This is a genomic window from Cellulomonas sp. NPDC055163, assembly GCF_053607065.1.
This window is the reverse complement of record NZ_JBSGSU010000001.1, coordinates 373,161-396,862: the sequence shown is the minus strand read 5'-3', so window position 1 is coordinate 396,862 and position 23,702 is coordinate 373,161. Positions and strand designations below refer to the sequence as shown.

The window sequence follows — 23,702 nt, the reverse complement described above, 5'->3', positions numbered from 1 at the left end:
GTTCGAGCTAGGGCGTGTCTCCTAACTGTCTGAGTGGAGAATGAGGGCGCGGGAGAGTGCTCTGCCGCCGCGCCATCATCCCCGGCGTCTCTGCCAGCACGTTTTGTGGCGCGACTCGCGGTCGCCGCCGTGGCCGCCAGCCGCTGCGCGTGTCAACGGAGTCCATGGAGACACCTGGTCGACGCGGTGTCGCGCGACCCGTCACGGTCGACCAAGGTGGGCCGCGCGTCGCACTCTCCACACCGCGTCAACCACGCGACGAGCCAGAGCGACACGACCCGGCGATCCCAGCGGGTGAAGATCAGTTCTCGGAGGTGGGAATGCGCCAGTCTTGGCGTGCTGCCCACTGCCTGAAGGTCGTGGTGCTCAGGCCGTAGCGCGCGGCGTGGTGGGGGCGCGCGGGGTAGCCGACGAGGTCGTCCCAGGTTCGCTCGCCCCTCTGGGTTGCTCCGCGAACTTGCTCCCACTCCTCAGGGTTGCGGAAGACGGCCGTGACGTTGCGGTTAGCGATTGCGGAGATGACCTCGGCGATCTCCGTGTGTGTCATCGCGTCTCCGGCGAACTCGATCTCCGCCTCGTGGAACCCATCGGGGTCAGCCACGACGGCGGCTACCGCAGCCCCGAAGTCGTCGGTGTTGATGAGTGCCAGAACCGTCTGGGGTCCATCCGAGGTCGCCAGGCTTCCCTCAGGCAGGTGGTGGAGCTCGGGGAACAGATTCTTGTTGTCGCCGGGGAGGAAGTTGTCCATGAAGAACGCCGGCTTGAGGATCGTCCATCGGGCGACGCCCGACTGACGCACGGCGTCTTCCGCGGCTTCCTTCTGCTCCCAGTACGCCTGGAACATGTCTCCCTGCACGTAGCCAGGGTGCTGGCTTCGCCATCCGGTTCCCGACACAGACGTGTGGATGATCTGACTTACGCCGGCGCGCTTGGCTGCGGTGGCGATGTTGAGGGCCTGGCGTCGCTCGACGCCGGGGTTGGTGGGGTCGACGCCTGCGAGCTGGACGGAGAAGACTGCGTCGTGCCCGGCGCTGGCGGCCTCCAGCGATGCGATGTCGTCCAGATTCCCCGTCGCCATAGCGACACCCTGCCGGGCGAGAACTCGGGCCGAGTCCGAGTCAGGGTTGCGCACGAACGCCGTCACCGTGTGGCCCCCACGCAGGAGCGCTTGAACAACGGCACCACCCTGCAGCCCGGTGGCCCCGGTCACCAGCACTCTCTTGGTCTTTTCAGTCATGGCGTCGTATCTCTCGCGTCGGTGGACCGGCACTCTGCGTGAGCGCCGGGAGCAGGTCGCCCTGCGTGGATTGGTACACTACCGTATCGAAACGATACCGTATCGATACGGTGCTGTACCGCACACTCGAGGCGGAGCATGACTGCCGCGTCACCGACGTACTCTGGAGAGACCATGTCTGCCGCTGAACCCATCGCGCCTCAGCGCCAGCGCCCCGCCGGCACCGTCGGGCGCACGCGCGATCTCGGGCGCGACACGCAGATCCTCGAAGCCGCCCTCGACCTGATCAGTGAACAAGGCCCGACGGCGATCAGCATGGAAGCGGTCGCCGCCCGCGCAGGCGTCGGCAAGTCAACGGTGTATCGGCGCTGGGGCACCCTGACCGACCTGCTCGCTGACGCGGTCGACACGATCACCTTCGCCAGCGCCGCCCCGGTGACCGGGAATCTGCGAGATGACCTCGTCGAGGGAATCATCGCCGCCTCGGGATGCATGGATCCCCGTCGTCAGCGCATCATCAGCGCCCTCCTGAGCACCGGCCTCGACCAGACCGAACTCGTGGACGCGCTACGCATCAGGTTCATCGACGCCACGGCTGCAGCCATGAGGGTGGCCGCGCACGACCCGGCCGACCCCGAATGGCCGAAGGGATCGATCGACCTGGCCGTGGTCGTCGGGCTCCTGACCGGCCTGCCCCACATCACCGGCCACCCCATCGATCGCGCCGACTTTGAGCGCATCGTCGACGAGGCGCTACTCCCGTTGCTCTCACGCCGCTCAGGTCGCAATGGATGAGGTGCGGGCGCCGATCCCGGCGTTCTCGACGTCATGCGGTCTTGCTGTCCGCCACCGGCAGCGTGGGCGATGACACGGGCCGTTCTGTGGGACATCGACAACCAGGTCTGACCGACCGGTTTCAGCGGTGTTCGACCGTGGAGCGGCTTCGCTGCAGGTCGCGGCGTGTCCGATCTCCGGCCAGGTCACTCGGTCACCCCGCGGGACGCCGAGCGCCAAAAGCTGCACTTAAGCCACCGTTCGAGTGCATCACCGCAGTTCAGCGCCGTGCCAGTCTCTCGTGGTGTTCACATCTCGCGCACTCAACTGCTGAGCCTTCTCAGGTTGTCCCGACGAGTTGTGTGACACCGCTCGGCCTTGCTCGTCGCGGCGTCGTGCTCGTCTGTCCGCAGCGCCGCGAGCAGCACCGCTCCGATGTGGGGACGTAGGTGGACGGCGACCTGAGTCCGTTGCCCGCCGCCGTCAGACATCAGCGCTCGTCGGTCGCGCGCCTGCGCGAGAACGTCGCCGGGCCCGGGGGGCTCACGCGGCGTCGCGTGCCCCCAGCTCCGCGGGCAGCGGCTCGCGGTGCACGACGACGAGCCGGGACACCGCACGCGTCAGCACGACGTAGAGCCGGTGCAGGCCCCGGGCCTCCTCGGCGACGACCCGCGCGGGCTCGACCGCGACGACGTGGTCGTACTCGAGGCCCTTCGCGACGGACGCGGGCACGAGCGTGACCCGGCCGGTCGGCTCCTCGGCGTCGGTGCGGTCCCACGCGAGCCCGGCGGCGTCGAGCGCCCGCGCCGCGTCCTCGACGAGCGAGTCGGGCACGATCAGCCCGATCGACCCCTCGAAGCCGAGCGCCGCGCGGCACTCGTCCGCCGCACCGGCGACGAGGTCGTCGACCTGCCGCACCCGCAGCGAGCCGTCCTGCCGCAGTGACGTCGTGACCGGAAGGTCGAGGCCGAGCGACGGCACGAGCCCGTTCGCGTACTCCATGACGACGCGCGGCACGCGGAACCCGGTGGTGAGCGGGACGACGTCGGCGCCTGCCTTGTCGAGGTGCGTCAGCGTGTCCTGCCAGCTCCGGGCCGCCCACGGGGTCGTGCCCTGCGCGAGGTCACCCAGGACGGTCACGGACCCGTGGGTGCTGCGGCGGGCGAGCGCCCGGCACTGCATCGGGGACAGGTCCTGCGCCTCGTCGACGATGAGGTGGCTGTAGCCGCGGGGCCGGTCGAGCAGCCCGGCGACCTCGTCGAGCAGCACCGCGTCGTGCTCGCTCCACCGCACGGCCCGGGGCGTGCGCGCCGGCCTCGGCCACAGCAGCAGCTCCTGCTCGGCGTCGTCGAGGACGCCGTCGGCCGCGGCGGCGAGCGCGGCGCGGTCCGAGAGCAGCCCGTGCACGAGCGCCTCGGGGGTCGTCGCCGGCCACACCGCGTCGAGCGCCTGGGTGACCGGGCGGCTGCGGCTCGTGCTGCGGAACCACGACTCGCTGGGCGCCTCGGCGCTGCGGTTCTCGACGGTCCGCATCAGCGCGGCGGCGATCCGTGACCGCAGCCGCTCGCGCCCGCCGCCGTAGGTCGTCGCCTGGGCGCGCGCCTCGTCGACGAGAGCGTCGAGCGCGGACGGGGACAGCGTGTAGCGGTAGGAGCCGTGCGGCACGGTGACCGGCGTCGCCGCGCGCGCGATGCGCGACCACAGCGCGCGGTGCAGCACGGTCGCCAGGCGCACGTCGTGCTTGAGCACCGCGACCTCGGGCGGGTCCGTCGCGCGCGCGTCGAGCGGGTAGAGGTCGCCGACGCTGACCTGCTCGGCGTCGAGCTCGCCGAGCGACGGCAGGACCTGGGCGATGTACCGGATGAGCGTGCGGTTGGGCCCGACGATGAGGACGCCCGCGTGCCGCAGCCGCTGGCGGTGCGTGTAGAAGAGGAACGCCGCGCGGTGCAGACCCACGGCGGTCTTGCCGGTGCCCGGGCCGCCCTGCACGCACAGCGACACCGCCAGGTCGGCCCGCACGAGCTCGTCCTGCTCGGGCTGGATCGTCGCGACGATGTCCCGCATGGGCCCGACGCGCGGGCGCTCGATCTCGGCGGTGAGGATGCTGCTCGCCCCGCCGGCCGCCGCCCCGCCGTCCGCCGCTTCGCCGCCCGCAGCGGCGCTCCCGCGGTCGAGGTGCTCGTCCTCGAAGCTCGTGAGCGCCCCGCCCGACGACCCGAACCGCCGCCGCGTCAGCACGCCGAGCGGCTCGCGCACGCTGGCCCGGTAGAACGCGCGCGACACCGGCGCCCGCCAGTCGAGCACGAGCGGGTGGCTCACGTCGTCGGTCACGTGGCGGCGGCCGATGTAGAAGCGCGTCGAGTCGTCGCTGGGGTCGTCCTCGGCAGGCTCCGCGAGGTCGAGCCGCCCGAAGAACAGGGGCGTGTCCTCGTCGACGGTGAGCTCCCGGACGCGCCGGACGAGGGCCACCCCCAGCCGCTCCGCGGCGTACGCGTCCCCGACCGTGCCGGCCCCGACGTCGAGCAGCGCCTCCGCGCGGTCCCGCATGCGCCCGAGCGCCGCGCGGGCGTCGGCGAGGTACCGGCGCTCGTCGTCGAGCTCGTCCTCGAGGTCCGCCTGGGTGTCGGTCGCCGGCGGATTCACGTCCGGCAGGCTACCGCCCCGCGGCGGCCGGTTCTGAGCCGTCGTCGGCCGTCGTCGGCCGACGTCGGCCGAGCGCGCCGGGCCGGACCCTCAGTGCTCCGGGGCCGTCGCCGCCGCAGCCGCCTTCGCCGCCGCCGGGAGCGCGTCGATCACCCGGTTGACCGCGTCGTCGTCGTGCGCGGCCGAGACGAAGAACGCCTCGAAGCCCGACGGCGGCGCGTACACCCCGTGGTCGAGCAGCGCGTGGAAGAACGCCGGGTAGCGCCACGACTCGCTGGCCTGGACCTGCGCGTAGTCGCGCGCGCCGTGCTGGGCCGCGTCCTCCCCGAAGAAGGTGCTGAACAGGTTCCCGGCCCACTGCACGACGTGCGGGACGCCCTCGGCGCTGAGCGCCTGCGTGAACGCGCCCCGCAGCACGGCGGCGACCGTGTCGACCCGGCCGTACACCGCGGTGTCCGCCGCGCGCAGCGTCGCCAGCCCGGCGGCGGTCGCGACCGGGTTCCCCGAGAGGGTGCCGGCCTGGTAGACGGGGCCCATCGGCGCGAGGCCCTCCATGACGTCGCGCCGGCCCCCGACCGCGGCGACGGGCAGACCACCGCCGACGACCTTGCCGAACGTGAACAGGTCCGCGTCCCAGCCCTCGACGGAACCCTCGAGGCCCCACCAGCCCGACGGGCTCACGCGGAACCCGGTGAGCACCTCGTCCTGGATGAGCAGCGCGCCGTGGTCGTGCGCGATCCGTGAGAGCGCCCGGTTGAACCCGGGCAGCGGCGGGACGACGCCCATGTTCGCGGGCGCCGCCTCGGTGATGATCGCGGCGATGCTGTCGCCGTGCTCCGCGAACGCGGCCTCGACCGCGGCGAGGTCGTTGTACGGGAGCACGATCGTCTCGGCGGCGACCGCGGCCGTCACGCCGGCCGAGCCGGGCAGCGCGAGCGTCGCGAGCCCGGACCCCGCGGAGGCCAGGAGCGAGTCGACGTGCCCGTGGTAGCAGCCCGCGAACTTGATGATGCGGTCGCGACCCGTGGCGCCGCGCGCGAGCCGGATCGCGGTCATCGTCGCCTCGGTGCCGGTCGAGACGAGCCGGAGGCGCTCGACGGCCGGGACCCGGTTGCGGATCTCCTCGGCGAGCTCGACCTCGGTGAGCGTCGGCGCCCCGAACGACAGGGCCCGGTCGGCGGCGGCGTGCACCGCGTCGAGCACCGCCGGGTGCGCGTGGCCCAGGATCGCCGGCCCCCACGAGCACACGAGGTCGACGTACTCGCGCCCGTCGACGTCGGTGACGTGCGGGCCCTTCGCCGACGCGATGAACCGCGGGGTGCCGCCGACGACCCCGTACGCGCGGACCGGCGAGTTCACACCCCCGGGGATGACGCCGCGCGCCCGCGCGAAGTACCGCTCGGAGGTCTCCGGCGCCTGCTCGCTCATCTGCTCTCCTCCGCCAGCCACCCGGCCAGCTCCACCGCCCAGTACGTCAGGACATGATCGGCACCCGCACGCCGGATGCTGAGCACCGACTCCGTCACGGCGCGCCGACGGTCGATCCAGCCGTTCGCGGCGGCCGCCTCGACCATCGCGTACTCGCCGGACACCTGGTACGCGGCCACGGGGACGGCCGACGTCGCGGCGACGTCCGCGAGCACGTCGAGGTAGGCCAGCGCGGGCTTGACCATGACGACGTCCGCGCCCTCGGCGATGTCGACCATGACCTCGCGCGCGGCCTCCCGGCGGTTCGCCGGGTCCATCTGGTACGTGCGGCGGTCGCCCTCGAGCGTCGACTCGACCGCCTCGCGGAACGGGCCGTAGAACGCCGACGCGTACTTCGCGGCGTACGCGAGCACCGCGGTGTCGAGGAAGCCCTCGCCGTCGAGCGCGTCCCGCACGACCGCGACCTGGCCGTCCATCATCCCGCTGAGCCCGACGAGGTGGGCGCCCGCCCGGGCCTGCGCGAGGGCCATCTCCGCGTACCGGACGAGCGTCGCGTCGTTGTCCACGGCGCCCGACGCGGTCAGCACGCCGCAGTGGCCGTGGTCGGTGAACTCGTCGAGGCACAGGTCGGCCTGCACGACGAGCGCGTCCCCGACCTCGGCGACGACGTCGGCGATCGCGACGTTGAGGATGCCGTCGGGGTCGGTCGCGCCGGTGCCCGTCGCGTCGCGGTGCTCCGGGACGCCGAACAGCATCACGCCGCCCAGCCCGGCCTCGGCGGCCTCGACAGCGGCCCGGCGCAGCGAGTCGCGCGTGTGCTGCTGGACGCCGGGCATCGAGGTGATCGGCCGCGGCTCGGTCAGCCCCTCCTTGACAAAGACCGGCAGCACGAGCTCGGCGGGGTGCACGCGGGTCTCGGCGACCAGGCGGCGCATCGCGGGGCTCTGCCGCAGGCGGCGCAGGCGCGTGCGGCCGGGGGTGGGGACGGGGCGGGCGGGGACGGAGACGGGGCGGGCGGGCGGTGTCGGGAGGGGCGGGGTCGTCGGCTGCGTCATGCGGTCACCTCGGGTGACGGGGAGTCGGTCGGTCGGCTGGGGGTGGGTGGGCCGGCGGGGTCGGACCCGCCCGCGGCGAGGCCGGACCCGTCCGCGGCGAGGCCGGGCCCGGTCGTGGCGGGGTCGTGCCCGGACGCGGCGAGGCCGGACCGGGTCGCGCCGAGTTCGGCCCGGGTCGCGGCCTGGGCGCGCACGAGCGCGGCGACGAGGCCGGCCGGCGTCTGCTCCTCGGCGACCGCGTCGACCCGCAGCCCGAGGCGGGCGGCCTCCGCGGCGGTCGACGAGCCGATGCAGCACACGAGCGTGCCCGCGGGCGGCTCGCCGAGCAGGTCGAGCAGGTTCCGGGCGGTGCTGCCCGAGGTCAGGAGCACGGCGCCGACCCGCCCGGCGGTCCAGTCCTCGTGCACCACGGGATCGGGGTCGGGACCGCGCACCGTCCGGTACGCGACGACGTCGTCGACCTCCCACCCCCGCGCGCGCAGCCCGGTCGTGAGCGTCGGCGCGGCGAGGTCGGCGTGCGGCACGAGGACGCGGCCGGGGTCGTGGTCCGCGGCGGCGTGGGGGTCGGACGAGCCGTCGTCCGGGGACGTCCGTGGCGAGGGCAGCGCCGGCGGGTGGGCGTCGGGCCCGTCGCCTGCAGCCGACGGGAGAGCCGGCCACACGGCGAGCAGCGTCGCGGCCGACGACGCGCCGGACGGCACGAGGTCCACCTCGACGCCCTCCGCGCGCAGCGCCCGCGCGGTGGCGGGCCCGACAGCGGCGACGCGCGTGCCCTGCACGAGCTCGGCGAGCGGCGTCCCGACCTCCTCGGCGCGGTCCACCAGCGCGGGGACGGCCGCAGCGCTCGTGATCGCGAGCCACGTGTACCAGCCCGAGCCGAGCGCGAGCAGCAGGTCGTCGAGCTCCGTCGGGTCCTCGGGCGGCACGGTCTGGATCAGCGCGACCGGCACCGGCTCGGCGCCTGCGGCCCGCAGCGCGATGACGAGCGGGTCGGCCCCGTCGTCGGCGCGCGGCACGAGCACCCGCGTGCCCGTGAGCGGTCCGGCGAGGCGCGCCGGGTCGACGTCGGTGCGCAGGACCCCGTCGGGGATGCGGCCCGGCATCAGCGGGGACCGAGCTCGGCGAGGCCGGCCGCGCCCGCGTCCAGGAGCTCCTGGGCGAGCGTGCGGCCCAGCGTCTCGGCGGCGGCGTGGCGCTCGGGGTCGACGTGCCCGACGAGCCGCCCGGTGCCGCGCGGGTCCGCCGGCACGTCGGTCACGGAGTCGACGGTCGGGGACTCCGGCGCGAGCGTGGCGCGGGCCGAGCGGCGCAGCTGCTGCGAGCCGTCGGTGCGGACCACGACGGCGTCGAGCGTGAGCACGTGACCGGGGGCGCCGTCGAGCCGCGCGTCGGCCGCGGACGGGTCGTCCGGCGGGGCGGCGTCGAGGCGGGCGAGGGCGCCGACGGGGGCCGCGCAGCCGGCCTCGAGGTGCCCGAGCAGCGCGCGCTCCGCGGCGACCGCGAGGCGCGAGGCCGGGTCGTCGAGCGCGGCGAGCGCGGCTGCGAGCTGCGGGTCGGTGACGCCCGCGCGGACCTCGACGGCGAGAGCCCCCTGGCCGGCGGCGGACGTCATCACCGCGGGGTCGAGCTCCTGCGTGACCGCGTCGAGCCGGCCGAGCCGCGCGAGCCCGGCGCGCGCGAGCACGACCGCGTCGAGGTCGCCGGGTGCGACGCGGCGCAGGCGGGTGTCGACGTTGCCGCGGATGTCGACGACGTCGAGGTCGGGCCGGGCGGCCCGGAGCTGTGCAGCGCGGCGCGGGGAGCCGGTGCCGACGCGTGCGCCGGGCGGCAGGGTCGCGAGCGTCCAGCCGTCGCGCGCGCACAGCACGTCGCGGGGGTCCTCGCGGGGCGGGACGGCGCCGAGCACGAGCCCGTCGGCAGGGCCGGTCGGGAGGTCCTTGAGCGAGTGGACGGCGACGTCGCACCGGTCGTCGAGCAGGGCGTCGCGCAGCGCGGTGACGAAGACGCCCGTGCCGCCGAGCGTCGCGAGCGAGCCGGTGAGCCGGTCGCCCTCCGTGCGGACGTGCACGATCTCGACGTCGAAGCCGCCGAGCCGGGCCAGCGCGTCGGCGACGTGCCCGGTCTGGGTGAGCGCCAGGGTGCTCGCGCGCGTGCCGATACGAACGGTCGAGGGCATGGCCCCAGTGTCGTCCACCCGGCGGGGGTTGTCGAAAAGTGGGGGCGGCCGTGCGCTGCCGGCGAAATCCCGCGGCGGCGTCGCGGTAATTGCGCGGAGAATGTGACTCGTTGCTGACCGACTGTCAGAACAATTCTCGTCAGCGCCAGTGTGGCACGCGTCACGCCTTTTCCGCGGGCCCTTTCCCGAGCACCGACCGCGCGGCGCGCCGGGCGTCGGGCACGACGGACGCGAGCCCGTTCCCGGCGACCCACGCCCCGCACACCGCGACCCCGGGCAGCCCCGCGACGTCGGCCCGCACCCGCGCGACGACGTCCCGGTGCGCCGCGCTCGGCCGCGGCAGCGACTGCGACCACGCGACCCGGGCAGCGCCGAGGACCTGCTCGGGTCGCAACGGCACCCCCAGCAGCGTCGAGGCGTCCCGCAGCGCGAGGGCCGTGAGCCGGTCGGCGTCCAGGTCGCGCGGGTCGTCCGCCACGGACCCGGTCGCGCGGCCGGCGACACCGTAGGACAGCCGCACGACGTGGCGACCGGGGCCGGCCGCGCGCGCGACCCACCCCCACTTCGCGGACGCGTGCGTGAGCGCCTTCGCCCGCACCCCCGGCACGTCCGGCGTCACGAGGACGCCCGTGCCGCGCGGCGCCGCGTCGAGCTCCGGCGCGTCGAGCACGAGCGTCGCGAGCACGACGTCGGCACCCGGGTCGGGCCGGTGGCCCGCGAGCCCCGGCGCGAGGCCGGCCGCGAGCAGCCCCGGCGCGGCGGGCGTCGCGAGCACGAGCCGCGCGGTGCTCACCGGCGGCTCCCCGCGCAGCACGACCTCGAACGCGGTGCCCCCGAGATCGACGTCCGCTCCTCCGGCAGCGTCAGGCGCCATGGCGTCGTGGGCCACCGTCGGCTCCCGCTGCTCGGCACCTGCCCCTCCGGCGGAGCCAGGCGCAGTGCCTCCGCCGGCCCCCGTCGTCTCCCGCTCGGCGCCCGCCCCGGTGAGCCCGTCGCTGCCCGCGTCGGCGCGCCGCACCCCCGTCACGTCCGCCCCCGTCCGCACGACCCCGCCGTGCGCGACGACGTCCGCCACGAGCGCGTCGACCAGCACGTGCATGCCGCCGTCGAACGACGCGACCGCCGACCCCGCAGGAGCGAGGGCACGCAGCGACCGCACCGCGCCGCCGAGCGACCCCTCGCGGGCCAGCGCGGCGCGCAGCCCCGGCGACGCGGAGTCTGCCGCGAGGTCGTCGGGGTCGGCCGCCATCACGCCCGCGACGACGGGGCGCACGAGGCGGTCCAGGACCCGGCGACCGAACCGCGCGCGGACGAGCGCACCGAGCGTCGCGGCGTCACCCCGGGGCGCCCACCAGGCGGGCAGGACCCGGTCGAGGCTCGCCCGCAGCGCGCCCGCCCGGCCGATCGTGCGCCTCACGTCCTCGGCCCACGGGTCGGCCGGGATGCCGAGGTGGCCCGCGCGCGGCAGCGGGCCGGCGAGCCCGGGGAGCTGCACCCACGCGCCGAGCGGCTCCGGGAGGACGACGCGCGAGGCCAGCCCGAGCTCGCCGGCGAGCTCCGCGACCGACCCCCCGCGGGTCGCGAACGACTCCGCCCCGGTGTCGAGCGTGAGCCCGGCGACCTCGTGCGCCCCGACCGCACCCCCCGGTGCGTGCCCCCGCTCCAGGACCAGCACGGCGACGCCGGCGCGCGCGAGATCCCGCGCGGCGACCAGGCCGGCGACGCCCCCACCGACCACGACGGCACCCCAGGTCGGCGACGCCACCGGGGCGTCGGCGTCCCGACCGGTGTCCGCGGCCGCAGCCCCGATCCCCGACCCCGGCGACCCGCGGTGCTCCACGACGCCGCCCGTCAGAGCGAGTGCACGAGCTCGACGACCCGGGTCAGCACGTCCGGGTCGGTCTCGGGCGGCACACCGTGGCCCAGGTTGACGACGTGCGCGGGTGCGACGGACCCGCGGGCGACCACGTCGCGCACGTGCGCCTCGAGGACCGGCCACGGCGCCCCGAGCAGCGCGGGGTCGATGTTGCCCTGCAGCGGCGTCCGCCCCCCGAGGCGACGGTTCGCCTCGTCGAGCGGGACCCGGTAGTCGACGCCCACGACGTCCGCGCCGACGTCCCGCATCGCTGCGAGCAGCTCGCCCGTCCCCGTCCCGAAGTGCACCGTCCGGACCCCGAGCCCGCCGACGTACGCGAGGGCCCGGGCCGACGACGGCGCCGCGTGCCGGGTGTAGTCCGCGAGCGAGAGCGACCCGGCCCACGAGTCGAAGAGCTGTGCGGCGCTGGCCCCCGCGAGCACCTGGGCGCGCAGGAACGCGCCCGTGACGTCCGCGGCCCACTCGGTGAGCTCCCGCCACGTGCCGGGGTCCGCGTGCATCAGCGTGCGCGCACCGAGGTGGTCGCGCGACGGGCGCCCCTCGACGAGGTAGGCGGCGAGCGTGAACGGTGCGCCCGCGAAGCCGATGAGCGGCGTCGAGCCGAGCTCCGCGACCGTCAGCGCGACGCCCTCGCTCACGGGCGCGAGCGCCTCGGCGGTCAGCGGGCCGGCCTCGCGCAGCCGGGCGACGTCGTCGGCCGTGCGCACCGGCGAGCCGAGCACCGGCCCGACGCCGGGCTCGATGTCGACGTCGACCCCGGCGAGGCGCAGCGGCACCACGATGTCCGAGAAGAAGATCCCCGCGTCGACCCCGTGCCGTCGGACCGGCTGCAGCGTGATCTCCGAGGCCAGCTCGGGGCGCAGGCACGCGTCGAGCATCGCGACGCCCTCGCGCACCCGCAGGTACTCGGGCAGCGACCGGCCGGCCTGCCGCATGAACCACACCGGCGGCCGCTCGGGGCGCCGCCCGGAGAATGCGCTCACGAGCGCGGAATTCGTGGTGCGGCCGTCCACGAGCGGGTGTGTCGAGGGGAGAGTCACCCCTCGATTGTGCCGGACATTCCCGAGGGTGATTCAATCGTGACTCGTGGTGCTGCTGTCATTGATCGCCAGCCACCACGACCTCGACCTCTCGGTGCTGGAACGGCTCTCAGCCGACACGCATGCGGTCGGACGCGAGATCGTGGCCGGCTGCCCCGCCGTGTCCGGTGCCGTCGTGCTCGCGACGTGCAACCGGTTCGAGCTGTACCTCGACGTCGACGACGCCGAGGCGCTCGACCATGCCCGCTCGGGTGCCGCGCAGGTCGTCGCGGCCCGCTCCGGGTACGCGCCCGACCGCGTCGCCGGCCAGGTCCACGCCGCCACGGGCGCCGAGGTCGCCGAGCACCTCTTCTCCGTCGCGTCCGGCCTCGAGTCGATGGTCGTCGGGGAGCGCGAGATCGCCGGGCAGGTCCGCCGCGCCCTCACGGCGGCCCGGCGCGACGGCACCACGACGTCGGCGCTCGAGGCCCTCTTCCAGGCCGCCTCGCGCGCCTCCCGGGCGGTCGGCGCCACCACGGGGCTCGGCGCCGCGGGGAGGTCGGTCGTCTCGGTCGCGCTCGACCTCGTCGAGGACGGCCTCCCGGCCTGGCCCGACGTGCGCTGCGTGCTCATCGGCACCGGCTCCTACGCGGGCGCGAGCCTGGCAGCGCTCAAGGCGCGCGGGTGCGGTGAGGTCCGCGTGTACTCGGCGAGCGGCCGGGCCCGCGCGTTCGCCACCGCCCGCGGGGTGCGCGCGGTCACGAGCCAGGACCTGCACGACGAGCTCGCGGACGTCGACCTCGTCGTCGCGTGCAGCGGCGCGGCCGGGGCGGTCCTCGAGGTCGAGGCGCTCGGTGCCGCGCGCGCGGGCGTCGACCGTCCGCTCGCCGTCGTCGACCTCGCGCTGCGGCACGACGTCGACCCCGGCGTGGGTGACCTGCCGGGCGTGCGCCTCGTGAGCCTGACCACCGTCGCGGAGTACGCGCCCGGCGAGCACTCCGCCCCGGTCGAGGCGGCGCGCGCGATCGTGGAGCGGACCGCCGCGGAGTTCGACGCCGAGCGGCGCGTGCGCGAGTGGAACCCCGCGGTCGTCGCGGAGCGCCGGCGCGTGCTCGGTGGGCTCGACCAGGCGCTCGTGGACGGCGCCGAGCAGGCCGAGGCCATGGCGGCGGCGTGGGCCCTGGCCCGGGCGGCGGTCCGGCTCGACGCCCGGTCGCGCGCCGGTGCGGAGGAGCCTGACGTGCCGGCCGCGTCGTTCGGGGCCGACGACGGTGAGCCCGACGTCGCGCCCTACGTGGCGGTCGCCCTGGACGAGCGGGCCGCACGCTCGCTGCGCCGGCGGACCCGCGCCGCGCTGCACGGGCCGACCGTCCGCGCGCGTGAGGCCGCGCGCGCGGGGGACGAGGTGGCGTACCGGGCGGCGCTCGCCGAGCTCGCCGGGATCCCCGTGCCGGACGTGTCCGGGGTCTTCCGCCCGCAGGAGGCGTCGGCCTGAGCCGCTGGCCGGCGTGCGGCGGGTCGGCCTGGGCTGGTGGTCGGCTTGCGATGGGCGCTGGCCTGAGCCGGTGGATGTGCGGCGGGGGCCGGCCTGGGCTGGTGGCCGGTCGGCGGTCGTGGCCCGGCCTGGGCGCTGACCTGGCGTGCCGGCGTGCGTGGCTTGACCCGGTGATCCCGGCCGCAGCAGCTGCGCCCGGGATCTCGGTGGCTGCCGGTGTCCGGGTCCTCCTGGCGACGTCCACGTGCGGGTACGTGAGTCGCGGGGTCCTGGACAACGAGGTGCGCGCCGGGCCTGAACGGGGGGGAGTCAGGCCCGGCGCGCGGTTCGGGGGGTGCGGCGAGAGCCGCTAGATGAACGCTCTCATGCCCACGCGCGCTGTGCGGGGCCGGGCGCCCAGGTCGCGGGGACGACCTGGTTTGTCTGGATATCTGTCAGTTCAGCAGCATAGACGATCGCCTCGTAGACGCCAGCCTCGATGCGGTCGAGTCGCAGCCGCTCGGCGCGCTCGATGTCGTCGCCGAGGTGCGAGATGCGGGCGACGACGTAGCGCTGGGCGTCCTGCCACTGGTCGACGACGCGGACCTCGAGCCCGTTCCAGCGCGCCGTCAGGTCGAGCTCGAACAGCTCGCTGACGTCCTCGCGCGGGACGCGGCGGAACCAGCGGCCCGAGGGCGCCTGCTGGAAACCGGTCTCGGAGAGCGGCGGGTTCGCGAGCGCCAGGGTGACCGTGCGGCCCTCGTCGATGACGTCGGCCTCGAGGTAGGCGCCGTGCCACTTGGCGACGGGGCCGACGCAGCGCGACAGCGACGCGAGCGCGGGGCGGTGGGCGCCGATCTGCGTGACGCTCCAGCCGGTGCCCACGTCGCCGTAGCGGCCGAGGAGGATCGAGGTGCCGTCGGCGAAGACGCGGACGAGCTCGGCGCCCGGGGGGATGCGGGAGTGGCGGAGCCACCACAGCGGGACGATGTACCCCGGCACGTCGCGGTACTGGAGCTGCGGCGAGGACTCGAACCGGAGGACGTCGATCGACGGTGCGTACGGGCTGAACGGCGTCCCCGGGTACCCGAGGCCGTGGACCTCGAACAGCTGCGCGGGGGTCGTGGCGAACGCCACGTCGTCAGCCCGGACCACGTAGCCAGCCACCCGGTCGTGACCGACGCTCAGGTGAGCGCGGGTCAGTGCGGGGGTGATCGCCTTCTGCATGAGCGTCACGTGGGCAACCTCGCCGAGAATCGGATGTAACCGGACGAACCGGATCGAGTCACGATTGTGCAGGCGAACCGGTCGGTTGTCCAGGTTTCACCCATTCGCCCTAGCCCGTCGGGTGGCGCTTACCGAGGGGCTGTGTCCTCGCGAAACGGGTCGAACACCAGGTGAGAGGGCTCTCACACGCCCTGACCTGCGGCGATGTCGACCGTTCGGTCAGTTGTCGAGGTAGTCGACGAGCTGCGCCGCCAGCCCCGTGTACGTCGCAGGGGTGAGGGCGGCGAGGCGCGCGGCGACGTCGTCGGGCAGCCCGAGGCCCGCGACGAAGGTCCGCATGTCCTCCGCGGTGAGCCGGCGACCCCGCGTGAGGTCCTTGAGGCGCTCGTACGGGTTCTCCATCCCGGAGACCCCGGCGACCGCGGCGGCGCGCATCGCGGACTGCACCGGCTCGCCCAGGACCTCCCAGTTGGCGTCGAGCTCGCGCTCGAGCCGCTGCCGGTCCACCGCGAGCCCGCCGAGCCCACGGCGCACGTTGTCGATCGCGAGCAGGGAGTGCCCGAAAGCGGGGCCGATGTTGCGCTGCGTCGTGGAGTCCGTCAGGTCGCGCTGCAGCCGCGACGTCACGAGCGTCGAGGCGAGCGTGTCGAGGAGCGCGCTCGAGAGCTCGAGGTTGGCCTCGGCGTTCTCGAAGCGGATCGGGTTCACCTTGTGCGGCATGGTCGACGACCCCGTGGCCCCGGCGACCGGGATCTGGACGAAGACGCCGTTCGAGATGTACGTCCACACGTCGGTCGCCAGGTTGTGCAGCACCCGGTTGAACCGCGCGAGGTCGCTGTACAGCTCGGCCTGCCAGTCGTGCGACTCGATCTGCGTCGTCAGCGGGTTCCAGGTCAGGCCCAGGTGCTCGACGAACGTCCGGCTGACCTCGGGCCAGTCCGCGCCCGGGACCGCCACGACGTGCGCGCCGAACGTGCCCGTCGCGCCGTTGAGCTTGCCCAGGAACTCGGCGGACTCGATGCGCCGGAGCTGGCGGCGGAGGCGGTGCGCGAGCACGGCGAGCTCCTTGCCGAGCGTCGTCGGCGTCGCGGGCTGGCCGTGCGTGAGCGCGAGCAGCGGGACCTCGGCGTGCTCGCGCGCGAGGGCGGCGAGCTGGTCGACGAGCGCGCGGGCGGCCGGCAGCCACACGTGCTGGACGGCGCCGCGGACCATGAGCGCGTAGCTCAGGTTGTTGACGTCCTCGCTCGTGCAGCCGAAGTGCACCAGCTCGCTCAGGGCCGGCAGGACCGTGCCCTCGCCGAGCACCGACGGCGCCGCGGCGATGCGCTCCTTGAGGAAGTACTCGACGGCCTTGACGTCGTGGACCGTGACGCGCTCGATGGCGGCGAGCTCCTTGACGTCCGCGGCGCCGAAGCCCGTGACGACCGAGCGGAGGTACGCGATGTCGGCGTCGGACGGCACCGGGGCGCCGGGCAGGACCCGCTGCGTCGCCAGGTGCACCAGCCACTCGACCTCGACGTGCACGCGCTCGCGGTTGAGCGCGGCCTCGGAGAGGTGGTCGACGAGCGGGGCGACCGCCGCGCGGTACCGGCCGTCGAGCGGGCCGAGCGCGATCGGCGGCTGCACCTCGGCGAGCGAGGTCCGGGCGTGAGGCGTCGAGGCGTCAGCGGGCATGGCACCCATCATCCCAGAGCGGCGCGGCACCGGACCGCCGCATCCGCTCCCAGAGACGCGCGTCAGCAGGGTGGGCGCGCACCGCCCGCGCGAGGGGTAGCCGCAGCCCACGGACGACGGCAGGCAGGCGGAGAGCGACGACCGGGTCGGCCAAGGCGACCTGGGTCGTCGACCCGCAGACGCGGCGAGAAGACTCTCATCCGGAACCGCCCGCGGGGCGCGCCGGGGTCGCCTAGCGTCGCGGTGCACCGTCCTTCTGCATCGTCGTACACCGTCGTGCCCGCCCCCGTGGGCACGCCGCGGCGCGGAGGTGACCTGTCCCCGGTGCATGCCGACACCGGCACCCGCACGGCCGTGCCCCCGCACGGCCGACGGCCTGGAGGAGATCCCGTGTCCCTGCTGCACCTGCCACACCCCGCACAGCGACGGCGTCGTCCGCTGTCGCGAGCCCTGCCCGTGGCCCTCGCCGCCGCGCTCGTCGCGGGCGCGCTCGCCCCGCTCGCCGCCGCCCCCGCGGCCGCCGCGGGGAGCCCCAAGCAGCTCGAGAACCTCGGCCGCGGAGCCGTGAGCGTCCGCTCCGGCAGCGGCACGCTGGTCACCTGGCGGCTGCTGGGGACCGACCCGAAGGACGTGGCGTTCCACGTCTACCGCGACGGCACGCGCGTCACGTCGTCCCCGGTCACGGGCGCGACCAACTACCTGCACGCGGGCTCGACGAGCGGCACGTACACGGTCCGCGCGGTCGTCGACGGCGCCGAGCAGGCGGCCGCGACGGCGCTCGACTTCGGCCCCGGCTACCGGGACGTGAAGATCAGCCCGCCGGGCTCGCAGTACGCCGCGAACGACGCGTCGGTCGGCGACCTCGACGGCGACGGCGACCTCGACATCGTCCTGAAGTGGGACCCGGCGAACGCGAAGGACAACTCGCAGTCCGGCGTCACCGACCCGGTGTACGTCGACGGGTACACGCTCGAGGGCACGCGGCTGTGGCGCATCAACCTGGGGAAGAACATCCGGGCCGGCGCGCACTACACGCAGTTCCAGGTGTGGGACTACGACGGCGACGGCCGCGCCGAGGTCGTCATGAAGACGGCCGACGGCACGGTCGACGGCAAGGGCGTGACCATCGGCAGCGCGTCCGCCGACCACCGCAGCTCGGCGGGCTACGTCCTCGCAGGCCCCGAGTTCCTGACCGTCTTCGACGGCCGCACCGGCGCAGCGCGCGCGACCGCGAGCTACGAGCCGCCGCGCGGCACCGTCTCGTCGTGGGGCGACTCCTACGGCAACCGCGTCGACCGCTTCCTCGCCGCGACCGCGTACCTCGACGGCACCCGACCGTCGATCGTCATGGCCCGCGGCTACTACACCCGCTCGGTCGTCGTCGCCTGGGACTTCCGCGACGGCAAGCTCACGAAGCGGTGGACGTTCGACTCGAACAGCAGCACCGCCTACGCGGGCCAGGGCAACCACAACCTGTCGGTCGCGGACGTCGACGCCGACGGGCGCGACGAGATCGTCTACGGCGCGATGGCGCTCGACGACACCGGCAAGGGCCTGTGGAACACCAGGCTCGGGCACGGCGACGCGATGCACGTCGGGGACCTCGACCCGTCGCGGCCCGGCCTCGAGCTGTTCAAGGTCGACGAGGACAAGGCGAAGCCCGGGTCCTTCATGGCGGACGCGCGCACCGGGCAGGTCCTGTGGCAGACCGCGAGCGGCAGCGACAACGGGCGCGGTGTCTCGGCGGACATCTGGGCGGGCAGCCCGGGCGCCGAGTCGTGGTCGTCGGCCGTGAGCCAGCTGAAGAACACCCAGGGCGTCGACGTCGGCCGCAAGCCGTCGGCGCACAACTTCCTCGCGTGGTGGGACGGCGACGCGGTCCGCGAGCTCGTCGACGCGACGCGCGTCGACAAGTACACGCCGACCGGCGACACCCGGCTGCTCACCGCGTCGGGCGTGCACTCGAACAACTCGACCAAGCAGACGCCCTCGCTGTCCGGCGACATCCTGGGCGACTGGCGCGAGGAGATCATCTGGCCGACGACCGACAACACCGCGCTGCGGATCTACACGACCTCGGCGCCGACGGACCTGCGCATCCCGACGCTGCTGCACGACCTGCAGTACCGCGAGGCGCTGGCCTGGCAGAACACGGCCTACAACCAGCCGCCGCACCCCTCGTTCTTCCTCGGCGACCGGATGCCCGCCGCGCCGTGGCCGAACATCACGGTCCCGGGCGGGACGACGCCGCCGGCGACGCCCGCCCCGACGCCGACGGCGGCCCCCACGACCGCCCCGACCCCCGCGCCCACGGGCACGGTCCAGCTCGTCGGTGCGCAGTCGGGCCGCTGCCTCGACGTCGCGGGGAACTCGTCGGCGCACGGCACCGGCGTCCAGGTGTGGGACTGCGGCGGCGCCGCGAACCAGGCGTGGACCTTCACGGCCGCGGGCGAGCTCCGCACGTTCGGCGGCACGATGTGCCTCGACGCGAAGGACGGCGGCACCGCGGCCGGCACCGCGCTCGTGATCTGGGGCTGCAGCGGTGCGGCCAACCAGAGGTTCGCGCCGGGTGCGAACGGCTCCGTCGTCGCGCAGCAGTCGGGCCTGTGCCTCGACGTGAACGCGAAGGGCACCGCGAACGGCACGCGCGTCGTGCTGTGGACGTGCAACGCGGGCGCCAACCAGCGGTGGGCGACGCGCTGACGGGCTGACCGGACACGGCGAGGGCGCGCGGCAGCGGCTGCGCGCCCTCGCGGCGTTCCCGGCGCCTGACCGGGCGTGTCCCGCCCGTGCCGGCACCTACGGCGCGCGTCCCGCCGTACCCGCACCCGCACCCATCCCCGCCGGCGCGTCGTCCTCGGCGTCCCGCAGCCCCGGCAGGAACTGCTCCGGCAGGGCCTCGACGGGCACGACCACCATGTCCTGCACCTTCCAGTCGAGCCGGATCGCCCGCTCCCGGGCCTCGCGCAGCTCGGCGAGCGACACCTGGTGACCCTCGACGGGCACGACGAACGACTCGACGTGGAACACGTGCCCCTCGTCGCGCACGCGCGAGCCGACCTCGGCGACCCAGGGGAGCGACCCGAGCGCCGCGTCGACCTCGCCCATGAGCGGGTGCTCGTCCTGGCCGTCGACCGTCATCGCGCGGGAGTCCATGAGCGCCGCGACGGCGACCCGCATGTTGCGCACCCCGTCGTGCAGGATGCTGCCCGAGATGAACAGGGCCGCGACGGCGTCGGCCCACCACAGCCCCACCCCGATGCCGAGGATCCCGACGATCCCGCCCGCGGCCGTCATCCAGTCGGCCTTGTTCATGTCCGCGTCGGCGAACAGGACACGGTCGTGGAGCTGCGCCGCGAGCGGCAGCTTGGCGCGGCCGAGCAGCACCGGCGGGATGCCCGTGTAGACCATCGCCGCGATCATGAGCCAGCCCGACCACACCGGGTGGCCGAGCACGACCATCGTCCCCACGGGCGGGTGCTCGCCCTTGAGCAGGCCCGAGCCGGAGTCCCACACGAGGAACGCGCCCATCGTGACGAGCGCGGTGGAGGCGACGACGTGCCCGATGCCGACCGACCGGTGGTAGCCGTACGGGTGCCGGTGGCTCGGCGGGCGGCTCGCGAGGTGCGCCCCGACGAGGAAGGAGACCGGCGGGATGAACGAGAGCAGGTCCTCCGCCCACGCGGCCTTCATCGCCTGCGAGCTGCCCATCGTCACGTACACGACCGTCACGGCGGTCACGAGGAACCCGATCGTCAGCCACGCCAGGACCTTGGCCCGGCGCAGCGCGCGCTCCTGCTCGTCGGGGAGCTCGGTGTGCCCGAAGCGTGTCACGGCTGCTGCACCTCCTGGTCGAGCAGGAACCGCTCGAGCTCGGTCATGAGCGCGTTCTCCCCGGACGGCACGGCCATCACGTGGGCCACCTTCTCGCCCTCCGGCCCGGTCGCCGTCAGGTACGGGTAGGTCAGCGCGACCTTGTCGGCCCACGGCGACGTCGCTGTCAGGCCGCCGACGAGGACGTCGAGCTCACCGCGCTCCATCCCGGCGACGAGCTCCTCCTCGCCCGCGACGGTCCACTCGACCTGCGCGCCGAGCGTCTCCGCGAAGTCCTCGACGAGGTCGACCTCGAGCCCGCTCGGCGCGCCGGCCTCGGCGTCCGTCCACGGCGGGCTGACCGACGCGCCGGCGCGCACGACGCCGCCGCGCAGCGAGTCGAGCGTCCCGTCCGGGTCGGTGGGGATCGTCGCGGAGCAGCCGCCGAGCGCGAGCGCGAGACCGGAGACGAGCCCGGCGACGAGCCCGAGCGCGGCGGGGGAGAGCATCCTGGTCACAGGCCCATCCAACCCGTGTGCCGCGATCTCGCACGCCGAGGGATCGGGGCGTCAGCGCGGCGTCCCGGAGCGGTCGCACGGGACCTGCACGTCGATGCCCGCCGCACCGGCCTGGGCGTCCATGAGGACGAGGGTGCGCTGCATCGCGGTGGGCTGGAGCTTGCCGACCTGGTCGCCGTGGGGGTGGTCGAAGAACGCGAGCAGCAGCAGGAGCAGGGTGATGACGAGCGTCACGCTGCCCATCAGCACGCCCTGGGAGACCGCGCGCTCCGCCGAGTCGGCCAGGAACAGCATGTAGACGAAGATCACCGCCGAGACCGCGAACAGGACGATCCAGAGCGGCAGCGGGATGAGCCCCTCGGCACCGTGGACCCGCGACTGGCGCGCGAGCTGCCGCTCGTCCGACTGGTCCATCCAGCGGTCGTACGCGGACTGCTCGACGTCGGTGGCGGGCACGACGCCGCGCAGGGTGCTGAACATCTCGACCCCCCACGGGTTGACCGCGTCGCCGAGCGTGCGCGCCGCCATCGCGGGCCACTCCTGGTCGACGACCGAGCGCGCGTAGCACTCGAGCTGCCCGCTGAGCTCGCCCGCGACGTCGGGCGCCATGAACTGCGCCGTCTGGAGCTGGAGGGCGACCAGCCGGGCCTCGTCCTCGGCGCCGGAGCGCGCCTCGTCGTACGACTCGAACGCGAGGAAGATGATGAAGCCCAGCAGCACGGAGAAGCCCGTGGCCAGCACCCCGAAGACGCCGGACGCGCGGTCGCCGTCGCTGAACCGGCTCCCCGCGGGCGCGCCGCGCCGCACGAGGAGCATCGCCGTGACCGTGACCGCGGTGACGCCGGCGGCGACCAGCGCCCCGAGCAGCACGTTCATCGCCGCCCCCGGCTCAGACCCGGACCGGGAAGCTCGCCAGCACGCCCGCCGTGGCGACGAGGACGACCACCGCGAGCCCGAGCGTCACCGTGCGGGCGCGGGCCGACGCGAGCTTGGAGCCGACGCCGCCGAGGAAGAGGACGCTCGAGCACATCACGGTCACGAGCACGTAGCTGTCCTTGCGCTCGCTCGCGGTCAGGGCGTCGGCCGAGCTCGCGCTCGCCCGGTCCTCGAGGCGCTGCGCGTCACCCCGGGCCGACTGCACGTACTCGTCCATCGCGAACGGGCTCGGCGGCGCGTCGGCGTTCGTGACGGGCTCCTCGGCCAGCCAGGCCTGCACGGCGGGCCGGAACTCGTCCCGGAACCGCGCGAACACGAACCCGGAGTACGACTCCGGGTCCGGCGCGTACGCGGCCGTGACCGGCCGACCCTCCTCGTCCATCGCCTCGAGCCAGCTCGTGAAGAGCTCGACGTCGATGATGGTCTGCTGCCCGGCGAGCGTCGACGCCCGGCTGCTCTCGAGGCGCGCCGCGGTCGCCGCCCCGTAGGACAGGGACTGGACGGAACCCCACCGGGCGCTCTGGTACGCCGACCACGCGGTCATGAGCGCGGCGACGGACAGCACGACGGCGACGAGGAGGTCGAGGCGGACGCGCGGGCGACGGGGCTCCTGACCGTCGGGCCGGACGTCGCCCTCGCCCTGCACGGTCGCCTGCTGTGCCATCCGCGTCGTCCCTCCCCGCCGCTCGAGGACCCCGGGTGGAGGTCGGAGCGCTCGGCCCGCACCGGCCCACGCGGCCGGCCGCGCACCGCGCGTGGCCCGAGTCAAGCCCTTCGCGGCCGGTCGACGGCTCATCCCCGACGGACGAGCGGGCGCCGCGCTGGTCGTGCGGTCGGTGCGCACGGCGGTCGTGTCGGGGCGTTCCGCCCGGGAGGACGTGCGCCCGCTCCGGGCGTCATGCGCTGCGGATGACGACGGGTCCCGCGTGACCCGCGACGCTGGACGCTCCCGGACCTGCGGTCAGCGACGAGAGGTGGTGCGCTCATGTGCCGGTGGGTGGCGTACTCGGGGTCCCCGGTCCTCATCGAGGACCTGCTGTACATGCCGAAGAACTCCCTGATCGTGCAGAGCCTGCACTCGCAGCTCGGCGCCGAGCCCACCAACGGCGACGGCTTCGGCCTCGGCTGGTACGGCGCCCAGGAGACGCCCGGACGCTTCCGCAGCACAGAGCCGGCGTGGAACGACCGCAACCTGCGCGACCTCTCGGCCCACATCTCCTCACCGATGGTGCTCGCGCACATCCGGGCGTCGACCGGGTCGGCGGTGCAGGAGACGAACTGCCACCCGTTCCGGCACGGCCGCTGGTTGTGGATGCACAACGGGTACCTGAACGGCTTCGCGGCGATGAAGCGCGACCTGGCGCTCGCGGTCGACCCGGCGCTGTACGCGGACATCGAGGGCTCCACCGACACCGAGACGTTCTTCTACCTCGCGCTGACCTACGGCCTGATGGACGACGCCCCGGCGGCGGTCGCGCGGGCGGTCGGCGTGATCGAGGCGACCGCACAGCGCCTCGGCGTGCCGTACCCGGTGCAGATGACGGTCGCGACGACCGACGGCGAGACCCTGTGGGCGTTCCGGTACTCGAGCGAGGGGCGGTCCCGGTCGCTCTTCCACAGCACCGACGCGGCCACCCTGCGCCAGCAGCACCCGGACAGCCCGGTGCTCGCCAAGGTCTCCGACGACGCACGCCTCGTCGTCTCCGAGCCGCTGGGCGACCTGCAGGGCGCGTGGCGTGAGGTCCCGGAGTCCACGTGCATCGCGGTCCGCGCGGGGCACGAGGAGCTCCAGCCCTTCGTCCCGACGGCGCTCCAGGGCGTGGGCTGAAGCCCGCAGCCCCGTCAGGCGTGC

General features: G+C 74.7%; 18 protein-coding genes. 4 read left to right on the top strand and 14 right to left on the bottom strand.

The window, feature by feature from the left end; all coding sequences use genetic code 11:
• Window positions 1–301: 301 nt before the first annotated feature.
• Window positions 302–1,237 carry an NmrA family NAD(P)-binding protein gene (locus ACWFNE_RS01700; protein ID WP_452120725.1) on the bottom strand — a complete coding sequence of 312 codons (936 nt, stop codon included), beginning with the start codon at window positions 1,235–1,237 and terminating at the stop codon, window positions 302–304.
• A 174-nt stretch (window positions 1,238–1,411) separates the two neighbouring features.
• Between ACWFNE_RS01700 and ACWFNE_RS01695 the strand changes: the two genes are divergently transcribed.
• Window positions 1,412–2,032 carry a TetR/AcrR family transcriptional regulator gene (locus tag ACWFNE_RS01695; protein ID WP_452120724.1) on the top strand — a complete coding sequence of 207 codons (621 nt, stop codon included), beginning with the start codon at window positions 1,412–1,414 and terminating at the stop codon, window positions 2,030–2,032.
• A gap of 522 nt (window positions 2,033–2,554) precedes the next feature.
• Here ACWFNE_RS01695 and ACWFNE_RS01690 read toward each other — a convergent pair.
• The 7 genes from ACWFNE_RS01690 to hemE all read right to left on the bottom strand — a co-directional run bounded on the left by ACWFNE_RS01690 (window position 2,555) and on the right by hemE (window position 12,229).
• Window positions 2,555–4,654 carry a HelD family protein gene (locus ACWFNE_RS01690; protein WP_452120723.1) on the bottom strand — a complete coding sequence of 700 codons (2,100 nt, stop codon included), beginning with the start codon at window positions 4,652–4,654 and terminating at the stop codon, window positions 2,555–2,557.
• A gap of 90 nt (window positions 4,655–4,744) precedes the next feature.
• Complete coding sequence (hemL, locus tag ACWFNE_RS01685; protein WP_452120722.1) at window positions 4,745–6,082, bottom strand: glutamate-1-semialdehyde 2,1-aminomutase; 1,338 nt, start codon at window positions 6,080–6,082, stop codon at window positions 4,745–4,747.
• On the bottom strand, window positions 6,079–7,137 hold the full coding sequence (hemB, locus tag ACWFNE_RS01680; protein ID WP_452120721.1) for a porphobilinogen synthase: 1,059 nt from the start codon (window positions 7,135–7,137) through the stop codon (window positions 6,079–6,081). Before hemB ends, hemL begins: the two co-directional genes overlap by 4 nt.
• Window positions 7,134–8,240 carry a uroporphyrinogen-III synthase gene (locus tag ACWFNE_RS01675; RefSeq protein ID WP_452120720.1) on the bottom strand — a complete coding sequence of 369 codons (1,107 nt, stop codon included), beginning with the start codon at window positions 8,238–8,240 and terminating at the stop codon, window positions 7,134–7,136. Before ACWFNE_RS01675 ends, hemB begins: the two co-directional genes overlap by 4 nt.
• Window positions 8,240–9,313 carry a hydroxymethylbilane synthase gene (hemC, locus tag ACWFNE_RS01670; protein ID WP_452120719.1) on the bottom strand — a complete coding sequence of 358 codons (1,074 nt, stop codon included), beginning with the start codon at window positions 9,311–9,313 and terminating at the stop codon, window positions 8,240–8,242. The genes ACWFNE_RS01675 and hemC overlap by 1 nt, the downstream gene beginning before the upstream one ends.
• Window positions 9,314–9,473: 160 nt before the next feature.
• On the bottom strand, window positions 9,474–11,078 hold the full coding sequence (locus ACWFNE_RS01665; RefSeq protein ID WP_452120718.1) for a protoporphyrinogen/coproporphyrinogen oxidase: 1,605 nt from the start codon (window positions 11,076–11,078) through the stop codon (window positions 9,474–9,476).
• Between the two features lie 86 nt (window positions 11,079–11,164).
• Window positions 11,165–12,229: a uroporphyrinogen decarboxylase gene (gene hemE, locus ACWFNE_RS01660; RefSeq protein ID WP_452120717.1), complete on the bottom strand. Its 1,065-nt coding sequence runs from the start codon at window positions 12,227–12,229 to the stop codon at window positions 11,165–11,167.
• A gap of 49 nt (window positions 12,230–12,278) precedes the next feature.
• Here hemE and ACWFNE_RS01655 point away from each other — a divergent pair, with 49 nt between their 5' ends.
• Window positions 12,279–13,703 (top strand): glutamyl-tRNA reductase, encoded by a 1,425-nt coding sequence (locus ACWFNE_RS01655; protein WP_452120716.1) that lies wholly within the window; start codon window positions 12,279–12,281, stop codon window positions 13,701–13,703.
• A gap of 363 nt (window positions 13,704–14,066) precedes the next feature.
• Here the strand turns inward: ACWFNE_RS01655 and ACWFNE_RS01650 are convergent, their stop codons facing one another.
• Together ACWFNE_RS01650 and purB are read right to left on the bottom strand one after the other, a co-directional pair.
• Window positions 14,067–14,909 (bottom strand): hypothetical protein, encoded by an 843-nt coding sequence (locus ACWFNE_RS01650; protein ID WP_221196469.1) that lies wholly within the window; start codon window positions 14,907–14,909, stop codon window positions 14,067–14,069.
• A 219-nt stretch (window positions 14,910–15,128) separates the two neighbouring features.
• Window positions 15,129–16,583: an adenylosuccinate lyase gene (gene purB / locus ACWFNE_RS01645; RefSeq protein WP_452120715.1), complete on the bottom strand. Its 1,455-nt coding sequence runs from the start codon at window positions 16,581–16,583 to the stop codon at window positions 15,129–15,131.
• Window positions 16,584–16,973: 390 nt separating this feature from the next.
• Here purB and ACWFNE_RS01640 point away from each other — a divergent pair, with 390 nt between their 5' ends.
• Window positions 16,974–19,286 carry a rhamnogalacturonan lyase family protein gene (locus tag ACWFNE_RS01640; protein WP_452120714.1) on the top strand — a complete coding sequence of 771 codons (2,313 nt, stop codon included), beginning with the start codon at window positions 16,974–16,976 and terminating at the stop codon, window positions 19,284–19,286.
• Window positions 19,287–19,382: 96 nt separating this feature from the next.
• Here the strand turns inward: ACWFNE_RS01640 and ACWFNE_RS01635 are convergent, their stop codons facing one another.
• Genes ACWFNE_RS01635 through ACWFNE_RS01620 form a run of 4 tightly spaced genes read right to left on the bottom strand, consistent with a single transcriptional unit; the run spans window position 19,383 to window position 22,514 of the window.
• Window positions 19,383–20,417: a cation transporter gene (locus ACWFNE_RS01635; protein ID WP_452120713.1), complete on the bottom strand. Its 1,035-nt coding sequence runs from the start codon at window positions 20,415–20,417 to the stop codon at window positions 19,383–19,385.
• A complete protein-coding gene (locus tag ACWFNE_RS01630) occupies window positions 20,414–20,905 on the bottom strand; it encodes a transporter substrate-binding domain-containing protein (RefSeq protein ID WP_452121125.1) in 492 nt (163 codons plus the stop codon). The genes ACWFNE_RS01635 and ACWFNE_RS01630 overlap by 4 nt, the downstream gene beginning before the upstream one ends.
• A gap of 60 nt (window positions 20,906–20,965) precedes the next feature.
• Complete coding sequence (locus tag ACWFNE_RS01625) at window positions 20,966–21,790, bottom strand: bestrophin-like domain (RefSeq protein ID WP_452120712.1); 825 nt, start codon at window positions 21,788–21,790, stop codon at window positions 20,966–20,968.
• 13 nt (window positions 21,791–21,803) lie between these two features.
• Entirely contained in the window at window positions 21,804–22,514 is a 711-nt protein-coding gene (locus tag ACWFNE_RS01620; protein ID WP_452120711.1) for a hypothetical protein, read from the bottom strand.
• 321 nt (window positions 22,515–22,835) lie between these two features.
• Here ACWFNE_RS01620 and ACWFNE_RS01615 point away from each other — a divergent pair, with 321 nt between their 5' ends.
• Window positions 22,836–23,678, top strand: coding sequence for a class II glutamine amidotransferase (locus ACWFNE_RS01615; protein ID WP_452120710.1), 843 nt, complete (start codon window positions 22,836–22,838; stop codon window positions 23,676–23,678).
• Window positions 23,679–23,702 lie beyond the last annotated feature (24 nt).